The organism is Pectobacterium brasiliense (assembly GCF_016950255.1).
GTDB lineage: Bacteria > Pseudomonadota > Gammaproteobacteria > Enterobacterales > Enterobacteriaceae > Pectobacterium > Pectobacterium brasiliense.
This window is the reverse complement of the sequence record NZ_JACGFN010000001.1, coordinates 740,473-763,692: the sequence shown is the minus strand read 5'-3', so window position 1 is coordinate 763,692 and position 23,220 is coordinate 740,473. Positions and strand designations below refer to the sequence as shown.

Below are 23,220 nucleotides of genomic sequence, written 5' to 3'. Positions count from 1 at the left end.
TCGTAAATATCATGCGGTGATTACAGGAGAACAGAATGACACCCACACAACAGCATATTACTCGGCTATTACGCCATTACGGCGCGCTCAGCCGTACCCAACTGGGCTTGCAGGACGGCATCTGTGCACTACGCGAACCTGACGGCCAGGAGGCGGTGGTGTTGGAAGTCCCCGCCAGCAGCGGCGTGCTGCTATTGCACTGCGACGTGATGCGATTCCAGGGGGACATTAGCACGGCGGTGTATCAGTTCATGCTGATGCTTAACTTTGAAATGGCGGCGATGAAAGGCTGCTGGCTGGCGTTGGATGAGAATGCGACGCTGCGCTTGTGCACTCAGCACTCCGCAGAATCGCTCGATGAACCCGGCTTTACCGCGCTGCTGCCCGCGTTTATCAGTCAGGCAAAAGAAACCCGACTGCTGATTCGCGGCTTGTTGCCACGACTCATGGCGGCGTAGCGCGGTTGAGCCACGTCATGCTATTGATCGATGGCAATAAAGGCCAGCATCGTTTCGCTGCCGTCCAGAATATCGGATTGGATGGCCTGTCGAGCGGCGCTGGCATCGCTCTGCTGTAGCGCCGCGAAGACCTCTTCGTGATGTTCGATCGCCATTTGCACGGAAAAATGCGCATAGGCCTGCGCAATCAGCGGGCCGGTGCGCATCCACAGGCTACCGATAAACTGCGTCAACAGCGGCATACGCGCTGCCTGCGCCAGAAACAGGTGAAATTCGCTATTTAACCGCAGCGCTTCGCGTAGATTTTTCTCGTCAATCGCCAGACGATTCTGGCGAATATTCTCTTCAATCTGCTCCAGCGTCTTCGGCGTAATATGCGCAGCAGCCTGCTCGGCTCCCGTGCCTTCCAGCGCCAGCCGCAATGTGCGGATCTCGATAAACTGGGCTTCGGTCAATTGAGGGACGCGGATATCGCGCGGCGTCTTGAGCACCAGCGCCTGTTCTTTTGCCAGTTGCAGGATCGCATCTCGCACCGGCGTGACGCTGGTACCAACCTGTGCGGCGAGTTCCCGAATTCTCAAACGATCGTCCGGTTTGAGTTGGCCGGTAATTAACGCTTCACGCAGCATGGTATAAACGCTGGAACCCAGATAGCTGTGATTGATCTGCCCAATTGGATAATTCACTGTTCCCCCAGAGAGAAGCGCCGCGCAACGTGATGAGATAAACATGAGTTCGCACCGCAACGACCTGCGGCGACGAGGCGCTAATATACAATATGATGCATCAACGAGGCTATGGGGTGAGGTATCGCATGGGTGAAGAATTGACAAGAAAAGGTCATGAAATACGCAGCATAGTATGACGAGGCGTAACCAATCTAAAATTATTGGTTAAGAAAATATTTTATCGCGACTTAACGCAAACCCATTGTCATAAAATTATATATTACCTGACATATTGAGCTTGGTAATTAACGGTTCTACTATGCCGAAAAAAATTATTATCAGGGATGAAGCCATGCGTGGTTTTTTCAGGCTGATCGTTATCATGCCTGCGCTATTTTCTTATACTGTATTCTCTGCGCCGCTTAATCCGGCAGACCGAAATGACATTCAGCAGCGGCAGGCCGAGGTGATTGACCAGTCTCGGCAGCAGCGCGATGCTTTATTACAGTTAAATCAACCTCAAACGACAATAAATCCTAATGGCGGAAGCGATGCCGGGCACTGCTTTTTCATTAAGGATATTAATTATCACAATAGCTCTCTGCTGCGTGAAAAAGATAAAAATAAGTTAAATAAAGATTATATTAATCGTTGCCTTAATGTTAACGATATAAATCAGCTGATTCATGACGTCAGTAATTGGTATATCGAACGGGGTTATATTACCAGTCGAGCCTTTATTGCTGAGCAAGATCTTTCTGGCGGCGTATTACAGATCGATATTCTGGAAGGCCGTCTCGAATCTATTAATCTTAATAACCAATCAACGTGGGCATTAAAACAGGTTTTCCCGGGGCTGGAAGGCAAAATTCTCAATCTCCGGGATATCGAACAGGGCATGGAACAGCTCAACCGCATGCCGACGCAGCAGGTGAGCATCGAAATTCAGCCCGGTAGCCAGCCCGGCTATTCCATCGTCAACCTGACCAGTAAAAAGCAAATTCCGCTGACGGCAAACATCGGTTTTGATAATAGCGGGCAAAAAAGCACCGGAGAGCAGCAGCTAAGCGGCGGCCTGTGGGCGGATAACGTGCTGGGGCTGGCTGACCAGTGGTTTGTCAACGGCGGGCACAGCAGCGAGTTTCGCGATAGCCGCAATGTCGAAAGCCTGCAAGCGGGTGTGTCGTTGCCCTATGGTTACTGGACGCTCAGCTACGACTATTCTCAAAGTCGTTACCGTAACGATTTCATCAACCGGGATTTTCTCTGGCATTCAACCGGTGACAGCCAGACGCACCGCGCCACTCTGTCACGCGTGATGTTTCGCAACGGCGACATGAAAACCAGCCTCTCGGCGGGCCTGTCGCACCGTATCGGAAAGAACTACCTGAACGATGTGCTGCTGCAATCCAGCAGCCGTAAACTCAGCAGCGCGATTATCGGCATCAACCACAGCCAGAAGCTGTGGGGCGGGCTGGCGACGCTCAATCCTGCTTACAGCAGGGGAACGCGCTGGTTCGGTGCAGAAAGCGATGAAGGAAAATCTGATGATGCGCTGCGCGCTGAGTTCAACAAAGTGACGCTGGCGGCCAGTTATTACTACCCGATTGCTGACAACCTTCATTATCTCACCAACTTCTACGGTCAGTACTCACCGCAGCGCCTGTATGGCAGCGAACAGGTCACGCTGGGCGGGGAAACCTCCGTTCGCGGTTTCAAAGAGCAGTATCTCTCAGGCAATCGCGGTGGCTACTGGCGCAACGAAGTCAACTGGCGAGCGGCGCAACTGCCGCTGCTGGGCAGCGTCACCCTAACGGCGGCGGTTGACGGCGGGCATCTTTTCTCACATCAGGCCGACAGCGAATCGGCAGGTACCTTGTGGGGTGCGGCGGTAGGCGCGGGTGTCGCGAATCAATATCTATCACAACAAATCACGGTTGGCTGGCCATTGGCACATCCTGACTGGCTAAAACCGGATAGTGCCGTGGTGTATTACCGCGTTGGGCTGTCTTTTTAATTTTTAACTTTTCGTTGTTCATGAGTAATCATTAAGACTGGGGATCAGGGATGAAACCAATAAAAACCACACAGCGCCTGCTGGCGTATACGCTGATCCACCTGATTGCATTTCAGCCACTGCTGCCGGCGATGGCGGCGGGGGTGCAGGTCGCGACGGGCAATACCGCGCTGGATCAGGCTGGTAACGGCGTCCCGGTCATCAATATCGCCACGCCAAACAGCGCGGGGATCTCCCACAACCAGTACCACGATTTTAACGTCGACAAGCCCGGTCTGATCCTGAATAACGGTACAGAACAGCTCAATCCGACCCAGCTCGGCGGGCTGATCCAGAACAACCCCAACCTGAAGGGCAAAGCCGCCGACGCCATCATCAACGAAGTGGTGTCCACCAACCGCAGTACGCTGGCGGGCTACCTGGAAGTGGGCGGCAAGCATGCCAGCGTGATTGTTGCCAACCCCAACGGCATTACCTGCGACGGCTGCGGCTTTATCAACACCCCGCAGGTGACGCTGACCACCGGTAAACCGCAGCTGGATGCGCAGGGTAACCTGCAGCATATCGACGTGAAACGCGGCGATATCACGCTGACCGGGCAGGGGCTGGATGCGAGCAAGAGCGACTACCTCAGCCTGATTGCCCGCACCGCGCAGATTGATGCCGGGCTGAATGCCAACGATGCGCGGATTGTGCTGGGGGCTAATCAGGTCGATGCCAATGGTTCGGTCACCGCGCAGGCGGCGGACAGCGGCGTGGCTGGCAGTCATGTAAAAGTCGCGCTCGATACGGGCGCACTCGGCGGAATGTACACCAACCGCATCAAGCTGGTTTCCAGCGATAAAGGCGTGGGCGTTAACGTCGGCAATCTGAGCGCGCGCAGCGGGGATATCACGCTGTCGGCCAACGGTAAACTCAGCCTCGGCGATGCGGTGGCGAAAGGCAGTATTCAGGCCGACGCCGACGCGCTGGCGCTGCGGGGCAAACAGCAGGCAGGTGAAACCCTGACGCTGAAAGCGAGGCAGGACATCACGCTGCAGGACGCGACGCTGCGTGCCGGGAAGGATATCGCTCTCCGCTCAGACGGGGCGCTGAACGCGCACAACAGTGTTATCAGTGCCGGCGTGGATGCACATGGCACGGTCAAATCTGCCAATCAACTCTCTCTCAAAGGTGACGGCGTTACACTCAGCAATACCCAGCTTGCCGCGGGAAAGGTGACGGTCGAGGCGGGGCAATCGCTGCAGCAGGATGCGCAAAGCGGCATCAAGGCGGAGTCGGCGCTTGAGATGCGCGGCGACGCGGTATCACTGGCGGGCAGCGCGGGCGCTGAAGACGTGCGGCTGGAAGCGAAGACCCTTAACGGTGCCGACAGCGCCCAGCTTCAGGCGAAAAACAATGCCACGGTGCGCGTCACGCAGCAGGGTGACTGGCAGGGGAATCTGACGGCGGGCAATACGCTGAGTGTTGAGGGCGGGCAGTTGTTACAGCGCGGCACGCTGGCAGGGAAAACCCTCGCGCTGACGCTGGATGTGCTGGATAACCGCAGCGATATCGCCGCGCGGCAGGCGCTGACGTTCAGCGGCGGTGACATAACGAACCGCGGCACGCTGGCCGCCGCCGAGCGGTTGACGGTTAACGCGCAGCGCCTGGACAACCGCGGATTGCTCAGCGCCCGCCATGACGTGAAGCTTGAGCTGCAAACGGTGCTGAACAATCAGGGCAATATCCTGACGGATAACTCGCTGTTTTTGCTGGCTGGCAGTATCAGCAACGGTGGGACGCTGCAGGCCGCCACGTTGACCGCACAGGCTGACCAGTTCACCAATCAGGGTGAGGTGACGGCAAACGCACTTGACCTGACCAGCCAGACGACTGAGAACCACGGCGTTATCAACGCCCGGCAGATGCTGGCGCTGCACGGCGGCAGTCTGGTGAACCGCGGCACGCTCAGCGCGGGTGAAAAACTGGCGCTGAAGCTGGATGACTCACTGGATAACCGCAGCCTGATGCAGGCGGGCCACACCCTGCAGGTGACTGCCGACCGTGTCAGCAATGACGGCACGCTCACCGCTCCTGACTTACAGCTGCACACTGGCACGCTCGCCAATCAGGGGTCGATTCAGGCTGACAAGGCGCTGCAGCTGGACGCCACGCGTTCACTGACGCAGTCCGCCCAAGGCGTGCTGCTGGCGGGCACCGACCTGACGATAAACGCGGGACAGGCGGAGACCGATGGCGGTATTCAGGCGCAGCAGTTCCTGCTGAATGCCGAACGCTGGCTGAACGCGGGCAAAACCAGTCTTACCGGCGACGGACAGATTACCGCCGGGCAACTGGACAACCGCGGCAGCCTGTTGACGGCGGGCAACTGGACCATTCACAGCGATGCAGTCAGCAATGCGGGTGCGTTGCAGGGCAATGTCCTGACGATTCAGGCCAATACCCTCACCAGCAGCGGGCAGGCACAGGCGCGGGGGGCGGTGAACCTGACCGTCGCCGATACCTTTACCAATAGTGGCGACTGGCTCAGCGGGGAGATGCTGCGTCTTCAGGCGGCGAAGACCGAGAACCGGGGCTCGCTGCAGGCGTTAACCCTGACGGCAGAGGGCGCGTCTTTCGACAACCGCGGCACGGTCAGCGGTATCAATAATCTGTCGCTCTTCCTGACTGGCCATCTGGCTAACGCCGGTACACTACAGGGTAATGAACTTCGTGCGAATGCGGCACAGCTTGATAATCAGGGTACGCTTCACGGCAGCGATGCGCTGACGCTGGCTGTCACTGGCCATCTGGCGAATACCGGTACGCTGCAGGGCAATCGGCTTCATGTGGACGCGGTACAGCTTGATAATCAGGGCACGCTGCGGGGCACGGACGTGCTGACGCTGGCGATAGCGGGCAACCTGTCCAGTCAGGGCGAGTTGCTGAGCGACGGTGACAGTACCACGTCAGCACAGCGGTTTATCAATCAGGGCACCTTGCAGGCGAAAAACGTCGCGCTGCAGGTGGATGAACTGGATAACGCGGGGAAAATCCTCGGCGTGTCCTCGCTGACGCTGACGGCGGCCAACGGGCTGACCAACCGGCAGGCGGGCAAGCTGCTGTCTCAGGGCGCTGCGGCGTTAACGACAGCAGAAGCCGTCAATGCCGGAGAGTGGCAGGCGAAAGCGCTGACGCTGACGGCGAATAATCTTACCAATGACGGCCAGATCCAGGGCGATGACGCCTTATCCCTGACGCTGCCCGCTACTGACGGCAAAGGGACGTTAATCAACCGCGGCACGCTGACGACGGGCGGGGATGCCACGCTGTTCGCACGCCTGATGGAGAATCAGGGCACGCTCTCCAGCCTAGGGCGTACTGAGCTGACCGGTGTGTCGCTAATGAACGACGGGCGAGTGGTGGCGGCGACGGGGCTGTCGCTGCGCGGCGACTATCAGGGGCATGGTCTGCTGAACACGGCGGGCACACTGACGCTGGATGGCGACACGCTGGTTAACGGCGGGCAATGGGAAAGTCGTGCGCTGTCCCTGCAAGGAAAGCACTTGACCAATCAGGGCACGGTGCTGGGGAACACGGTCGCGCTGTCTCTGGATCAACTGACAAACCACGGCGATATCACCGGCGTTGATACGTTAACGCTGTCGCTCGGCGACAGCCTGAATAATATCGGCACGTTGCGCAGCGACAGCCTGTCGGTTGCGGCGGCGGAGGTGAACAACCGCGGCGACATGCAGGGCATCAATACCCTGCAACTGAACACCACCGGGCTGCTGGATAACGCAGGCGTCATCAGCGGCAGCAATACGCTGGCGGTAACGGCCGGTGACGTTAAACAGCGCGGCACGCTGGAAGGAAAAACCGTCACGCTGGACGCCGCCTCGCTGACCAATCAGGGCAAAATGCTGGGGTGGGATGCACTGACGCTCGCCATCGTGGGCACGGTCACGAACAGTGGTAATGTGCTGACGCAGGGCAACGGGTCGGTTACCGCTCAGCAGGTGGACAATAGCGGCCTGATGCAGGCGGGAAGTCTGACGCTGCAGGCCGACGATATCGTGAATGCCGGGCAACTGTTGGGGATTGATGCGCTGTCCATCACTGCACAGCACGGACTGACCAACCAGCAAACCGGCACACTTCTGACGCAGCGCGCGGCGGTGTTACAGGCTGCGCAGGCGGCGAACCACGGCGAGTGGCGGGCAGATAGCCTGACGCTGCAAGCCGCCCATTTTAGCAATGCGGGACGGGTTCAGACCGAAGGCAATATGGACATCGCCATAGAGCCTGCGGGTGCCCCTCGTCAACGCTCATTCCTGCCGATGGCGCTGTCGCTGGCGACAGATATCCAGCAACTCAATGCGTCATCCTCACGCCAGGACGACGGAGCAATAGACGGTGTTCTGGACAACCGCGGCACGCTGATTTCCGGCGGCGACACGCAGCTGCGCGCTGCGCAGCTAGCCAATCAGGGCTCCCTCGCCAGCAACGGTGCAGCAACCCTTGTCGGCGAGACGGTGGAGAATGCCGGCGATATCGTGGCCGTCACCGGGCTGTCACTGGCGGGTAATTATCAGGGCCACGGGACGCTGCAGACTGACGGTCTGCTGGACTGGTCCGGCACCACGCTCACCAACCGCGGGCGCTGGCAGGCGAACGCTATCCGGCTGCAGGGGTACGCGCTGGATAATCAGGGCACGCTGCTGGGCGTCGATGCGCTGACGTTGTCCATCCGTGATACGGCACGTAATCAGGGCAAGTTGCTGAGTCAGGGAGACAGTACACTGACTGCCAGCCGACTGGAAAACCGTGGACAATGGCAGGCGAAGACGCTGACGCTGACAGCGGATGACGTGGAAAATGCCGGCCAGTTGCTGGGGCTGTCCGCGCTGTCGCTGACGGCGAAAAACACGCTGAGCAATGCGCAGACTGGCACATTGCTTACCCAGGGCCTCGCGGTAGTGCACGCGGCCAATGCCGACAATGACGGTGAATGGCAGGCGGACAGCCTGACGCTGAACGCGCAGCAACTGACCAACCGCGGTCACCTTCAGGGTGACCAGTCACTGACGCTGACGCTGGCAAACGGTGATGTAGACAATAAAGGTACGCTGTGGAGCAAGTACGCCACGATTGCTGCCCGGACGCTGACCAACACGGGTGAGATGACCGGCGTTAACGGTCTGCAACTGACGCTGGATGACGCCTTAACCAATCAGGGGGCGCTGAGCAGCCATCACCTGACCGCGCAGGCCGACAGACTGGACAACCGCGGGAAAATCAACGGCCTTGACCGGCTCGAACTGACCGTTGGCAATAGTCTTGATAATCAGGGCTCGCTCTACGGGGCGGCGCTGGCGCTGAACGCGAACGACCTGACCAACCACGGCACGCTCACCGGTGTGGACAGCCTGTCTCTGAACCTAAACGGAACGCTGAATAATATCCGTGACATCAGCAGTAATGCGCTGACGCTCAGGGCCAATGACGTTGTCAACCACGGCACCCTGACGGGTGTGAACGGGCTGACGCTGCAGCTTGGCAATCAGCTGGATAATCAGGGCGCGCTGAATAGCCAGGCGCTCGCCATTGCCGCCCGCGACGTGACCAACGGCGGACAGCTGAACGGCACGCGCAGTCTGCAACTGACGCTTGACGATGGTTTGACCAATACCGGTGACCTCAGCAGCCAGCGCATCGATATCAGAGCGGCTGACGTGCTGAACCACGGGCAGGTCCTGGGCTCGGACGATCTGCAACTCGATCTGCGTAATACACTGGATAACCGCGGTTTAATCAGCGGCAGCACCACGCTGGATATCGTCGCGAACCATATTGACCAGCAGGGGACGCTGGAAGCCCGCGCGCTGACGGTGGACGCGCAGACGCTGGATAACCACGGAAAAATGCTGGGCGTCGATGCGCTGACGCTGGCGATTGCGGAGACGGCACGCAATCAGGGGAAATGGCTGAGTCAGGGCACCAGCACGCTGACGGCGGATCGGGTCGACAATCACGGCCAGTGGCAGGCGGGTGACCTCACGCTGCAGGCGAGCGAGCTGACTAACCGCGGACAGATTTTTGGTATTGATGCGTTGTCGCTGAGCGCCGCCAACGGCCTGACGAATCAGCAAAACGCGACACTCCTGTCGCAGGGACTGGCTGTTTTGCGCGCCGCGAGCGTGATAAACGACGGCGACGCGCAGGCAGACCGCCTGACGTTTGAGGCGCAGCAACTGACCAACCGCGGGCGGATGCAGGGGGATAACGGGTTAGCCATCACGCTGGATCGCGCCAACCCCGCCAGCCGGTTAACCAATCAGGGCACGCTGCTCTCCGGCGGTGACGGCTGGCTAAGCGCTGGCCTGCTCGACAATCAGGGCACGGTGTCCGGCGTGGGTACGCTGACGCTCGACAGCGATGCGATAAACAACGCGGGCAACGTGATGGCTGACGGCGCGCTGACGCTCAACGGCGATTATCAGGGCGCGGGTCTGCTGCATACCGCTGACACGCTGACGCTGCATGGCAATCAACTGCGCAATAGCGGACGCTGGGAAAGCCGGGCGCTGGCGCTGAACGGCGGGTCGTTCAGTAACGCTGGCACGGTTATCGGTGAGCGCGGCATCACGCTAGAGCTGCGTGACGGCCTGACGGTCGGCGGCACCGGCCAGTTGCTGACCAACGGGGCCCTGCAGGCGCAGGCGGGCACGGTCATGAACGACGGGCGCTGGCAGGGCAACACGCTGACGCTGACGGCGGAGGACGTCGGGAATGACGGCCAACTGCTGGGGTTGTCGGCGCTGACGCTGACGGCGAAAAACACGCTGAGCAATGCGCAGACTGGCACATTGCTTACCCAGGGACTCGCGGTATTGCACGCGGCCAGTGCCGACAATGACGGTGAATGGCAGGCAGACAGCCTGACGCTGTACGCACAAACTCTGAACAACCGCGGTCACCTTCAGGGCGACCAGTCACTGACGCTGACGCTGGCAAACGGTGATGTAGACAATAAAGGTACGCTGTGGAGCAAGTTCGCCGACATAGCTGTCCGCTCGCTGACCAACGCGGGTGAAATGACCGGCGTTAACGGCCTGCAACTGACGCTGGATGACGCTTTAACCAATCAGGGCAGGCTGAGCAGCTATAACCTGATCGCGCAGGCCGGCAGGTTGGACAATCGGGGGAAAATCAACGGCCTCGATCGGCTCGAACTGACCGTTGGCAATAGCCTTGATAATCAGGGTACGTTGTACGGCGCGGTGCTGGCGTTGAACGCGAACGACCTGACCAACCGCGGCACACTCACAGGTGTGGACAGTTTATCCCTGAACCTGAACGGAACGCTGAATAATACCCGTGACATCAGCAGCAATGCGCTGACCCTCAGGGCCCATGACGTATTCAACCACGGCACCCTGACGGGCGTGAACGGGCTGACGCTGGAGCTTGGCAATCAGTTGGATAATCAGGGCGCGCTGAACAGCCAGGCGCTGTCCATCACCGCCAACGATCTCACTAACGATGGTCAGATCAACGGCACGCGTGACCTGCAACTGGCGTTGGACGGTACGCTGACCAATACCGGTGACCTCACCAGCCAGCGCATCGATATCAGAGCGGCTGACGTGCTCAACCACGGGCAGGTGTTGGGCGCGGACAACCTGCAACTCGATCTGCGTAATACGCTGGATAACCGCGGTTTAATCAGCGGCACCACCACGCTGGATATCGTCGCGAACCATATCGACCAGCAGGGGACGCTGGAAGCCCGCGCGCTGACGGTGGACGCGCAGACGCTGGATAACCACGGAAAGATGCTGGGCGTGGATGCGCTGACGCTGGCGATTGCGGAGACGGCACGCAATCAGGGGAAATGGCTGAGTCAGGGCACCAGCATGCTGACGGCGGATCGGGTCGACAATCACGGCCAGTGGCAGGCGGGTGACCTCACGCTGCAGGCGAGCGAGCTGACTAACCGCGGACAGATTTTTGGTATTGATGCGTTGTCGCTGAGCGCCGCCAACGACCTGACGAATCAGCAAAACGGGAAACTCCTGTCGCAGGGACTGGCTGTTTTACGCACCGCGAGCGTGACAAACGACGGTGACGTGCAGGCAGGCCGCCTGACGTTTGAGGCCCAGCAGTTGACCAACCGCGGGCGGATGCAGGGGGATAACGGGTTGGCCGTTACGCTGGATCGCGCTAATCCGGCCAGCGTGTTAACCAATCAGGGCACGCTGCTTTCCGGCGGTGACGGCTGGCTGAGCGCCAGCCAGCTCGACAATCAGGGCACGGTGTCCGGCGTGGGTACGCTGACGCTCGACAGCGATGCGATAAACAACGCGGGCAACGTGATGGCTGACGGCGCGCTGACGCTCAACGGCGATTATCAGGGCGCGGGTCTGCTGCATACCGCTGACACGCTGACGCTGCATGGCAATCAACTGCGCAATAGCGGACGCTGGGAAAGCCGGGCGCTGGCGCTGAACGGCGGGTCGTTCAGTAACGCTGGCACGGTTATCGGTGAGCGCGGCATCACGCTAGAGCTGCGTGACGGCCTGACGGTCGGCGGCACCGGTCAGTTGCTGACCAACGGGGCCCTGCAGGCGCAGGCGGGCACGGTCATGAACGACGGGCGCTGGCAGGGCAACACGCTGACGCTGACAGCGGATGAGGTCGAAAATGCCGGCCAGTTGCTGGGGCTGTCGGCGCTGACGCTGACGGCGAAAAGCCGTCTGGACAATGCGAAAACCGGCCAACTGCTCACCCAGGGACTGGCAGTGCTGAACGTGGCCGAGGCAAGCAACGAGGGTGAATGGCAGGCGGACAGCCTGACGCTGAACGCGCAGCAACTGACCAACACCGGTCATATTCAGGGCGACCAGTCACTGAAACTGACGCTGGCAAACGGTGATGTCACTAATCAGGGCACACTGTGGAGCAAGCTCGCCACGATTGCTGCCCGCACGCTGACCAACGCGGGTGAGATGACCGGCGTTGATGGTCTGCAACTGACACTGGATGACGCCTTAACCAATCAGGGTTCGCTGAGCAGTTATTACCTGACCGCGCAGGTCGACAGGCTGGACAATCGCGGGAAAATCAACGGCCTTGACCAGCTCGAACTGACCGTCGGTGACAGCCTCACCAATACCGGCACGCTGTACGGAACGGCGCTGGCGCTGAACGCGAACGACCTGACCAACCACGGCACGCTCACCGGTATGGACAGCCTGTCTCTGAACCTGAACGGGACGCTGAACAACGCGCGTGACATCAGTAGCAATGCGCTGACGCTCAAAGCCAATGACGTCGTCAACCACGGCACCCTGACGGGCGTGAACGGGCTGACGCTGGAACTCGGTAATCAGCTGGATAATCAGGGGGCGCTGAACAGTCAGGCGCTCGCCATTGCCGCCCGCGACGTGACCAACGGCGGACTGCTTAATGGCACGAGTAGTTTGCAACTGACGCTGGACGGCACGCTGACCAACACCGGCGACCTCACCAGCCAGCGCATTGATATCAGAGCGGCTGACGTGCTCAACCACGGGCAGGTGCTGGGCTCGGACGATCTGCAACTCGATCTGCGTAATACGCTGGATAATCGCGGTTTAATCAGCGGCAGCACCACATTGGGTATCGTTGCAAACCATATCGGCCAGCAGGGGACGCTGGAAGCACGGGCGTTGAAGGTAGATGCCGAGACGCTGAACAATCAAGGCAAGATGCTGGGCGTCGATGCGCTGGCGCTGGCAATTGCGGGAACGGCACGCAATCAGGGTAAATGGCTGAGTCAGGGCACCAGCACGCTGACGGCGGATCGGGTCGACAATCACGGCCAGTGGCAGGCGGGTGACATTACGTTGCAGGCCAACGATGTGATTAACAGCGGACAGATTTTTGGTCTTGATGCGTTGTCGCTGAGCGCCGCCAACGGCCTGACGAATCAGCAAAACGCGACACTGCTGTCGCAGGGCGTCGCGGTACTGCGCGCGGCGACGGTGACAAACGACGGCGACGTGCAGGCAGACCGCCTGACGTTTGAGGCGCAGCAACTGACCAACCGCGGGCGGATGCAGGGGGATAACGGGTTAGCCATTACGCTGGACCGCGCTAATCCGGCCAGCCTGCTCACCAATCAGGGCACGCTGCTCTCCGGCGGTGACGGCTGGCTAAGCGCTGGCCTGCTCGATAATCAGGGCACGGTGTCCGGCGTGGGTACGCTGACGCTCGACAGCGGGGCGATAAACAACGCAGGTACTGTGATTGCCGACGGGGCGCTGTCGCTCAATGGTGACTATCAGGGCGCAGGCCTGTTGCATACCGCTGACACGCTGACGCTGCATGGCAATCAACTGCGCAATAGCGGACGCTGGGAAAGCCGGGCGCTGGCGCTAAACGGAAGTTCGTTCAACAACACCGGCACGGTTATCGGTGAGCGCGGTATCACGCTGGAATTACGTGACGGCCTGACGGTCAGCGGCACCGGCCAGTTGCTGACCAACGGGACCCTGCAGGTGCAGGCGGGCACGGTCCTGAACGACGGGTTCTGGCAGGGCAACACGCTGGCACTGTTCGCAAACGATCTGACAAACGGCGGCACGCTGCTCGGTCAGGACGGGCTGCGTCTTGAGTTGCCGGGCACCTATCAGGGGAATGCACAGTCACGCCTGCTGAGCGACGGTGAGGCCGTTATCACGGCCAACCGCCTGACGCAGAGCGGTGAGATAGCGGCGGGCACGCTGAACCTGACCACCAATACGCTGGATAACAGAGGGCGCGTGTTGGGCAGCAATGGCCTGACGGTCACCAACCGTGATGAGCTGATTAACCACGCCGGAGCGGAACTACTGACTAACGGCGCAGGCCACCTCGACAGCGGTTCGCTGCGCAATGCCGGTACGCTACAGACTAACGACCTGCAACTGCGCGCCAATGAAATCGACAATCAGGGGCGTATTCAGGGCACTGACGCGCTGCGTCTGCTCGACGTGTTGCGCTATGTCGGCGATAAAAGCAGTCAGTTGCTCAGCAAAGGCGCGGCCACGCTCCAGACCAAACAGACAGAAAACGCCGGTTTATGGCAGGCGGGCACGCTGACGCTGGACGGTGATACGTTCAGCAATAGCGGCACGGTGGCGGGGCTGAACCGTCTGTTGCTCAACGGCGACGCACTAAACAATCAGGGCGAACTGTTCTCGCAGGGGGCGGTGACGTTAACCGGTAAGAGGCTGGAAAACGGCGGCACGCTGACGGGCATCGGCGGCTTTACGCTGAAGCTTACTGACCGTGTTGATAACCTGGCGACGGGGCGGCTGCTGAGCGGCGGTACCGGGGAACTGACGACCGGCGTGCTGAGCAATCAGGGGCTGTGGCAGTCGGACGCGTTACACCTGACCGCCCGTGACCTGGAACAGCAGGGCAATCTGCTGGGCGTGCAGCGCGGGACGCTGCAACTGAGCGGGACCTATCAGGGGGCGCAGGGCAGCCAGCTGGTCAGCGGCGGTGACCTGAGTCTGACGGCACATGACATCACCAACCGCGGGCAGATACAGGGAAGCACACTGACGCTGGGTACCGATGAACTCACTAACCATGGTACTTTGCGTGGCGATAGTGCGCTCAACGCGACGGTCTCCAGTCAGTTTACCAATGCCTCGCAGTCACGTCTGAGCAGCGACGGCACGCTAAACGTGCAGGCAACGACGCTGGCTAATCAGGGCGACATCAAAGCTGGCACTACCACGCTGACGGGACATACAGTAACCAACGGCGGCACGGTGCAGGGCATCGCGGCCTTGCAACTGGACGCGACAGACAGGATTGTCAACCAGCAGGCTGGCCAGCTGTTGTCCGACGGCACCACGACGTTAAATGCGGTGGCGGTCGACAACCTCGGCTGGCTGCAGGGGCGCGGACTGGTGGTGAACACCACACAGCTGACCCAGCAGGGCAGCCTGATGGCGCAGGATAAACTGACGCTGAAAATCCCGCAGTGGGTGAATAACGGGCTGGTACAGGCGGGCGAACTGGAGATTATCGCCGATGAACTGGACAACCATGGCACGCTGCTGGGCTTAACGCAGCTGGCGCTGCAGACGCAGCGGCTGATTAACCGTCAGGGGGCGAAACTCTACAGCGCACAGGATTTGCGCCTGAAAACGCAAGAACTGCAGCAGAACGGACAACTGGTGGCGCTGGGCAACCTGAGCGCCGACATTACCGGGTCGCTGGTCTTTACGCAAAGCATGGCCGCCGGGAAACAGCTGGCGCTGAACGTGGCGGGCGACCTCGACCAGCGCGGCACCTTGCAGGGGCAATCCGTCCAGTTGACCAGTACCGGCACGCTGACCCATCAGGGCCGCATTCTGGCGGGTGGCGGGGAATCGCGCCTAAGTGCCAAAGATATTGTACAGCTGGAAGCGGGCAGCGTGCAGGCGGGCGGTAACCTGACGCTGATAAGCGACAATACGCTGAATAACAAAGGGCTGATTGGCACCACGGGTGACCTGCTGGTGCAGGCCGGCGGTGTGTTACACAACAGCAGCATGCTCTATGCGGGCGGCAATATACGCCTGCTGTCGGACTCCCTGACCAACGTCTTTGGCACCATTCTGGCGGGCAATAACCTGCGGATTCAGCGTGATGATCAGGGTAATGCCAGCACCTCGCTGCTCAACAGCTCCGGCACCATCGAAACCCAGTCTGGCGATATCACTATTAATACCGGCACGCTGACCAATCAGCGTGAGGGGTTGGTGGTGACGGAAAGTGAATCTACAACGGAATCGGTGCCGGATTGGGTCGGGAAAACAGATGCTTATATTCCCATTGATTGGTTTAACAAGGAAGACTATGGCGTTTATGTGAGTGGGTGGTGGGAGACCCTCCCTGGTTCTCAATACTGGTTTATGTATGCGCCCTATGAACATTTAGAATATATAAAAGTAGTAACCCAGAGCAAAGAAGAAAAAGTAGTCTCTCAAGGTAGAGAAGGAGAGTTAAAAGCTTTTGGTAACATATCAATTGTCACTCAAAATTTAATTAACAATGCATCTCAGATAGTTGCAAATAACGATATTTCTATTGAAGGAGAAATATTAAATAACACTTCATATCATACTGGTTCATTAAATGAATATCTTACTTATAGATATTATGACGCCATATATGTAGAAAGGGGGATCAACCCTGGCCCCGTTGCTTTTCCGACTGGCGATAATGATGTGGCGAGCGGAAAATACAGATATGCGGTGGATATATCAGACAATAAAATATGGTACATCCTAGTCGGCACCCCAACCACCGAAAAAACCGTTGGCGAAAGCTATAACGCGTTAATTCAGGCGGGCGGCACCATTACTGTCGATGTTAAACAGGATATCAGTAATACCACGCTGCAGCCGGGCAGTGACGGATTTATGCCGGCGACCACCAAGCCGGTGCTGGATGCCATCGCCACGCTGTCACCGTTGCAGAAGCAGACTACGCGTCAGATGGTCAGTCAGGATTCGTCGTTTAACGCGGGGGCGGTAGACGTCACCAAAGCAGGGAGCGGACCGGCTGCATTGTCAGGCAATGCTGCAGGCGTGAATGCGACGGGTAAAACCGTGACGCTGACACAGCAGTCTGGCTCTGCGCTGCAAGCGGGCGCACAGGCGGACAACATCACCGCAGCGATAGCGACCCCGAATGCCACAGGCCCGCTGACGCTCAACACCGGTGACGCAGTGGTGCTATCGCCTTCTGCTTCCGGCCACGTCAGTAATCCTGATGCGGTCACGCTGACGCCACAGGCCGGTACTGCGCTGCACGCGGGTGCGCAGGCGGATAACATCAGCGCGGTGATAGCAGCACCGACTGCCACAGGCCCGCTGACGCTCAACACCGGTGACGCAGTGGTGTTATCGCCTTCTGCCTCCGGTCACGTCAGCCATCCTGATACGGTCACGCTGACGCCGCAGGCCAGCACTGCGCTGCACGCGGGTGCGCAGGCTGACAACATCACGGCGACGATTACGACACCGAATGCCGCCGGGCCACTGACGCTGAATACCGGCGACGCGGTGGCATTACAACCCTCAACCTCCGGCCATGTCAGCAACCCTGATGCCGTTGCGCTGTCGTCGACAGGCCAGCGGCCCGATGGCGGCAAGAGCCTGACGCCGGTTAACGTGGACAATACCGCAACGGGCATCACGATAGCGGGCACGGTGGACACGCCTGCTGCGTTAGCAACACCGGGCATGGCCGCGATTGACGAACCGAAGCCGACGGTCAGTGCAGACACCCTGCCGGGCGGGGCGACGCCTTCTGCGCCACCACAACTTTCTGCCGCAGATTTGCTGAGCGCCATCGGCAACGGGCTGCAAAACCTGAGCACCAACCCGCTTGCCGAGTACCCGCTGCCGACCGGCAATAGCGGGCTGCTGGTTGTCGACCCGAATGCCGACAGCCGCTACCTGATCCACACTAACCCGAAACTGGAACAGCTGGGACAGGTCGACAATGCGCTGTTCAGCGATCTGCAAACGCTGCTGGGGCAACAACCGTCAACGGTGGTGCCGGTTGAGACGCGTTCGCAGTGGACGCAGGCCGACCGGGTGCTGGGCTCGTCCTATCTGCTGGATAAGCTGAATCTGGATGCAGATCACGATTACCGCTTCCTCGGGGATGCGGAGTTTGATACCCGCTATATCAGCCAGGCGGTATTAAAACAGAGCGGGCAGCGTTACCTGAACGGCACCGGCTCCGATCTGCAACAAATGCAGAAGCTCCTGGATAACGCGGCGGCGGCGCAGACAGGCATGAACCTGCAACTGGGCGTCAGCCTGACGCCGGATCAGGTCGCAAACCTCAGCCAGAGCCTGGTCTGGTGGGAAAATATCGAGGTCAACGGGCAGACCGTATTGGCACCGAAGCTGTATCTGGCGCAGGCGGATAAAAGCAACCTGCAGGGCAGCGCGATTGTTGCGAATAAGGTCGAGCTGAACGCCGGCGGCAGCATCACCAACAGCGGCACGCTCAGGGCGGTCGACGTGCTGGCAATTGCCAGCGGCGATAAAATTGATAACCACGAAGGCGGCCTGATTAAGTCAGACGGCGGCCTGAATCTGGTGGCGCTCAACAATATCACCAACAGCGGCAGCCGGATTGAGGGCAATACGCTGCAGCTCGCCAGCATTAACGGCGATATCATCAACCGCACCGAAAGTCGCAACTTCCAGACCGCGCAACCCACATCGTCGCGCAGCGGTACTGGCTCGCTCACGTTCACCGAACTGGGCAAAACCGCTGAAATCGTCGCGGGCAACAGCCTGACACTCAGTGCGGGCAAGGATATCCGCAACGTGGCGGCTACGCTGAACGCCGGGCAGGACATGGCGCTGAACGCCAAGGGTAACGTGGCGATTGAGGCGCTGACGTTGACCAACAACCGTGTCGATATCGGCTGGGGCAGCAGCAATACCGCGCTGAATACGGCCGTGCAGGGCAGCACCGTCACGGCGGGCGGTACGCTGAAAGCCGTCGCGGGGCAGGATATTCAGATTGATGCCAGCGCGCTTTCCGGCGGCACGGCGCTGGCGCTGGCAGCGGGTAACGATATCCGCCTGACCGCACAGGATACGCTGAAAGAAACGTTCTATCAGGGCGGCAGCACCGCGCAGCGTCGCACGCAGGAGGTGGCAAACAGCCAGCTGCTGAGCGGAGGCGATCTGAATCTGGTGGCGGGACGAGATGTGCTGTCCGAAGCCGCCAGCCTGAATGCCAAAGGCACAGCGACACTGGCCGCCGGACGTGACCTGAATCTACTGTCTGAAACCGAAGAAACCTACAGCGGCAACTGGTGGAATCGTCACGCCGACTGGCAACAAAATATCACCCAGCAGAGTACTGAGCTGACGGCTGGAAAAGGTCTGAACCTGCAGGCAGGCAGAGACATCAACCTGCAGGCGGCACAGGGCGTGGCGAGCGGCGCGGTGACGGCGCAGGCGGGCAACAATATCAATCTGCTGTCGGCGACGGAGACGCAGCATACTTTCTTTGAAGAAACCCAGGTCAAGAAGAAGCGATTTTCGAAGACGGTGACGCACACACTGCGGGAAACGTTGCAGACCGATGAAAAAGGCAGTCTGTTGTCGGGTGACAGTGTCACGATGGCGGCCAATCAGGATATCAATCTGCAAGGCTCCTCCGTGGTCGGTGACAAACAGGTCACGCTGCTGGCGGATAATGACGTTAACACCGCTGCCAGCATCGAGAACTACCAGAACTATGAAGAGCACAGCAAGAAAAAAAGCGGCCTGTTCAGCGGTGGCGGCATTGGTTTTACCATCGGTTCAACCTCGACGAGCCAAAAACTGCGCGATCAGGCCGCGACACAAAGCCAGAGCATTAGCACCCTCGGCAGTACGACCGACTCGGTGACGGTGAAGGCTGGGAACGATGTAACAATCAGCGGCACCGATATGGTGGCCGGAAAAGACATCTTCCTGCAAGGCAACAATGTCACAATCGATCCGGGCTATGATACGCGCAAACAGCAGCAGGAATTTGAGCAGAAAAGCGCAGGTCTGACAGTGGCGCTGTCCGGCGTGGTGGGCTCGGCGCTCAATAGCGCGGTCCAGAGCATTCAGGCGGCAAAAAATGAAAGCGATGGCCGACTGGCGCTGCTTCAGGGAATGAAGGCTGGGCTGTCCGGGTATCAGGCCTATCAGGGCAGCCAGTCTGAACTGAACAACAAGGGGGAAGCGTCTTTTGTTGGCGTCAGTATTTCTCTCGGGGCACAAAACTCACGCTCCAGCCAGACCAGCGAGCAGAAGCAGAGCTTTGGCTCGACGCTCAATGCGGCGGGGGATATTGGCATTGAATCACGCACCGGGGATATCACGGTCGCGGGTAGCCAGCTTAAAGCGGGCGGCGATGTCCTGATGAACGCGGCGCAGGATATTCACCTGCTCTCTGCGCGTAACAGCGAGGAAATCAGCGGTAAAAACAGTAGCAGCGGCGGGAATATCGGCATCAGCCTGGGCTTAAGCAACGGGAGCGCGGGGCTCAGCATTTTCGCCAACGTTAATGCGGCGAAAGGGCGCGAAACCGGTACGGGCAATAGCTGGTCAGAAACGACGGTGGATGCGGGTAACCACGTCACGCTGAAAAGCGAGCGCGATACCCGACTGATAGGGGCGCAGGTGAACGGTGAGCGCATTGATGTTGATGCCGGACGTAATCTGCTGCTGCAAAGTCAACAGGACAGCGAGCGTTATGATTCCAAACAGACCAGTGTAGCCGCCGGCGGCAGCTTTACCTGGGGATCGATGAGTGGTAGTGGTTACCTTAGTGCCAGCAAAGACAAGATCCACAGCAACTATGACAGCGTGCAGCAGCAGACGGGATTCTTTGCCGGTAAAGACGGATTTGGTATAAAAACCGGTGAACACACCCAGCTTGACGCCGCGGTAATTGGCTCAACCGCCAGCGCAGAGAAAAACCGGCTGGAAACGGGGACGCTCGGCTGGAGCGGGCTCAACAACAAAGCCGAGTTCAAGGTGGAGCACAGTGGCATCGGCCTCAGCGCCAGCCCCTCAATGAGTGGCAGTATGCTCTCGACGCTGGCGATGACGGCCCCGTCGGCGCTGATGTCGCTGGGTAATAGCGGCAGTGCCGCCAGCACCACCTATGCGGCGGTGAGCGATGGCACCTTGTTGTTGCGGGATACGGCGAAGCAGGTGCAGGATATCGCTACGCTGAGCCGTGACGTTGAGCACGCGAACAACGCGCTCAGCCCGATCTTTAACAAAGAGAAAGAGCAAAAACGCCTGAAACAGGCGCAGCTGATTGGTGAAATCGGCGCGCAGGTAATGGATGTCGTACGCACGGAAGGCGAGCTGAAAGCGCAGAAAGCTGCGGAGGCCAAGGGAGATTCCAAAGTCAAACGTCCGCAAGACGGTGATTCGGCGCAGGAATGGGAAGCCTATAAAAAGGCGCTGACGGAATCACCGACCTACAAGGCCGAGATGCAGAAATACGGCACAGGCAGTGACTTCCAGCGCGCGGCACAGGCGGCCACTGCGGCGATTCAGGCACTGGCGGGCGGGGACATCCAGAAAGCGATTGCCAGCGGCGCATCGCCGTATCTGGCGCAGTTGGTGAAAGACGTCACGATACCGAAGGATGAAAGCAAAATCACGGTGTCGGATATTGCGGCAAACGCGATGGCGCATGCGGTGGTGGGTGCAGTAGTCGCGCAGCTGTCGGGTCAGGATGCGGCTGCAGGGGCAATTGGTGCCTCCAGTGGCGAACTGATCGCCCGCGCCATCATGGCCGATCAATATCCTGGCAAGACAGCGAATGATCTGACGGAAGAGGAAAAGCAGTCAGTCAGCGCGCTTTCCACGCTGGCCTCTGGGCTGATATCCGGTCTGGCAGGCAACAGCACCGCCTCCGCCGCCAGCGGCGCGCAGTCCGGGCGTAATGCGGTGGAGAATAACTATCTGAGCAATCAGCAGCGCTCAGAGCGAGATAAAGAGTTTGATGCCTGTAAAGGTAATGTTTCCTGCCAGTTGCAAGTAGGTGCCAAATGGGATGCTATCAGTTTGGGGCAAGATGCTGCCTATGGTGCAGGTATGCTGGTTGGTGTTCCTCAAGGGATTTACGACTCAGTTGAGAGCTTATCGAAATCCATCAGTGATCCTGCTGCGACTTATGATGCAATCAAGCAATTGATAACGAGCGATGACATTTTTAGTACGATGTCGGATGCGGTTAAGCAAAGCTACATTGACCGTATCAATCTGATGGAGTCTGAGTATCAGAAGGCTGGCGCAAGCGGTGCGTACAATGCCGGTGTTGAAGCTGGTAAACTTGTGTCTGATCTGATTGGTGCTGTTGCTGGTGGAGTTGGTGTTGCGAAGGCGGGCACGGCACTAACAGAGAAAATCGCAGCGAAAGTGGTGGGTAAAGCTGAATCTGCGGCGGCTAATACTGCTCAGAATTTTGCTAATGGTTTTGATATTAAGCAGTTACCAGATGCTAACGGGAAAAATCATTCAACAGCAGTGAAAGGTGACGCAAAAATACCGGTAGATAAAATTGAACTCTATATGCGTGGTAAGGCATCTGGTGATCTTGAGTTTTTGCAAAAAGAATATAATTTGTTAAAAGATGCAAAAATTAGCAGCCAAAAAGAATTTGCAAAAGATCCAAGTAATGCAGTTAAACTGAAGCAACTATCGGACCAAATTCATAATATAGAAAGATCGCGCGATATGAATCGTGTTCTCAATAATGCAGGTATATCTAATACATCGGCAAATAACAGTATGATAATGGATAAATTATTGGACTCAGCACAGAGTGCTACACCTTCAAGCAGACAAACATCTGTTGTTGTCTCAGGGCCTAACGGTAGCGTAAGGGTTTATGCTACATGGACAATATTACCTGATGGCACAAAAAGGCTTTCAACTGTCAATACGGGAGCATTCAAATGATGATGAGCCCAAATAAACCAGAGCTAAAAGAACTATTTGATGGGCTAAATAGTTACCTATCACATGGTTATGTTAATGAACTTTCGCCCGAAGATCCTGCGAAAGATGCATTTGATTATCTCAATGCTCTTTACTTAGCTAATCAACATGAAGGACTCGTTTTTTGCAAGTTAATCTTGGAGTCAGAAATATTATATAATGACTTCCTGAGAGCGACTTGTTTATCGTATTTACTATTGTCAGATAGTGGTTGGCAATATGCTTTTTCATTTTTTCTTGAAAATAGTAAAGTTTTATCAGTTCCGTCTCTGAAAGAGGCTCTATTCTATTTTTACTGTGCAAAAAATGAGACAGATCCTTATCCCGTACCAGAGCGTTTATTCAAAAAACTAATGGAAAGATATGAAGAACTGAAAGATGATCCTGATGCAAAAATTTATCATCTTCATGAAACGTACAACGATTTTTTAAAAGCTTACTCATTGAATAATTAGAAAAAAACCAGCCCTCGGCGGCTGGTTTTTTGTCTTTCATTCAGCCACAATGCGTATCAGCAACTGGCCGTGCTCAAC

Annotated in this window: 5 protein-coding genes; 4 read left to right on the top strand and 1 reads right to left on the bottom strand. The window is 58.0% G+C overall.

The genetic code is table 11. The features are described from left to right. The first annotated feature begins 35 nt into the window (after positions 1 to 35). Positions 36 to 458, top strand: a complete 423-nt coding sequence (locus H4F65_RS03425) for a type III secretion system chaperone (protein ID WP_010681712.1) — start codon at positions 36 to 38, stop codon at positions 456 to 458. A 20-nt stretch (positions 459 to 478) separates the two neighbouring features. Here the strand turns inward: H4F65_RS03425 and H4F65_RS03420 are convergent, their stop codons facing one another. Further along, positions 479 to 1,144 (bottom strand): GntR family transcriptional regulator, encoded by a 666-nt coding sequence (locus H4F65_RS03420; protein ID WP_010681714.1) that lies wholly within the window; start codon positions 1,142 to 1,144, stop codon positions 479 to 481. A 334-nt stretch (positions 1,145 to 1,478) separates the two neighbouring features. On the opposite strand from H4F65_RS03420, the gene H4F65_RS03415 reads away from it, so the two are divergent. The 3 genes from H4F65_RS03415 to H4F65_RS03400 are packed head-to-tail and all read left to right on the top strand — an operon-like array spanning position 1,479 to position 23,142. Beyond that, positions 1,479 to 3,143 carry a ShlB/FhaC/HecB family hemolysin secretion/activation protein gene (locus H4F65_RS03415; protein ID WP_039319859.1) on the top strand — a complete coding sequence of 555 codons (1,665 nt, stop codon included), beginning with the start codon at positions 1,479 to 1,481 and terminating at the stop codon, positions 3,141 to 3,143. Positions 3,144 to 3,193: 50 nt separating this feature from the next. Beyond that, the gene (locus H4F65_RS21980) at positions 3,194 to 22,648 is read left to right on the top strand and encodes a hemagglutinin repeat-containing protein (protein WP_275899373.1); all 19,455 of its coding nucleotides are present in this window, start codon (positions 3,194 to 3,196) and stop codon (positions 22,646 to 22,648) included. Then, a complete protein-coding gene (locus H4F65_RS03400; protein WP_010287151.1) occupies positions 22,645 to 23,142 on the top strand; it encodes a hypothetical protein in 498 nt (165 codons plus the stop codon). Before H4F65_RS21980 ends, H4F65_RS03400 begins: the two co-directional genes overlap by 4 nt. Positions 23,143 to 23,220 lie beyond the last annotated feature (78 nt).

Excerpts from the sequence above, each read along its gene's own strand:
- H4F65_RS03425 (WP_010681712.1), top strand. The coding sequence starts at position 36 with ATGACACCCACACAACAGCATATTACTCGGCTATTACGCCATTACGGC.
- H4F65_RS03415 (WP_039319859.1), top strand. The coding sequence starts at position 1,479 with ATGCGTGGTTTTTTCAGGCTGATCGTTATCATGCCTGCGCTATTTTCT.
- H4F65_RS21980 (WP_275899373.1), top strand. The coding sequence starts at position 3,194 with ATGAAACCAATAAAAACCACACAGCGCCTGCTGGCGTATACGCTGATC.
- H4F65_RS03400 (WP_010287151.1), top strand. The coding sequence starts at position 22,645 with ATGATGATGAGCCCAAATAAACCAGAGCTAAAAGAACTATTTGATGGG.